1 protein-coding gene is annotated in these 565 nt (G+C 60.2%); it reads left to right on the top strand.

Features of this window, described 5'->3' with window-relative positions; translation table 11 throughout:
* On the top strand, nucleotides 1–430 hold a 430-nt coding region (locus PKE99_RS39400), incomplete at its 5' end, for a hypothetical protein (protein WP_271215167.1).
* Nucleotides 431–565 lie beyond the last annotated feature (135 nt).

The raw sequence follows: 565 nt of genomic DNA, 5'->3' as shown, positions 1-565 counted from the left end.
ATATGGCATATCAGCGGGGATTTTTGTCTACAGGGAACCATCTCCGGTGCAGGTGGTTGCCCTTTGGCCCACCGCAGAGAATCGAAAGAGGATAGGCATGAACCGTATTCTGAACTGCACGACGGCACTGGCCGTCGCTCTGGCTGGCATCAATCCCGCAGCCCTGAGCGCGCAGACCCGTGTCCAGGTCCAGGGGCAGACCGTGGCCTGCCTGCCCGACAAGAAGACGGCCTGCCCGGATGGCGCCAACTGCATCGTGGTGAAGAACCCCGCGAATTGCGAGAAGCGCGCCTTCGAGAAATTCGGTGGCGGCTCGCCTGAGCGCAAGAACGGCGAAGGCGCCGAGCAGCCGAAGAAGAAAAAGGCTGCTGCCGAGCAGGATGCGGCGCCTGCCAAGAAGAAGGCGGCGGATGAGCCGGTGAAGAAGTAGAAAAAGGCGGCTGAGGAACAGAAACCCGCCAAGGAGAAGAAGGCCGACAAGCCCGTAAAGGAGAAGAAGGCCGAGAAGAAAGAGAAGAAAGACGACAAGAAGGACAAGGTAGTCCCGAAGGCACCCACGCGCAGC

The organism is Pseudonocardia halophobica (assembly GCF_027922425.1).
In the GTDB taxonomy this organism is placed as follows: domain Bacteria; phylum Actinomycetota; class Actinomycetes; order Mycobacteriales; family Pseudonocardiaceae; genus Pseudonocardia; species Pseudonocardia halophobica.
This window is presented reverse-complemented; position numbering and strand designations above follow the sequence as displayed.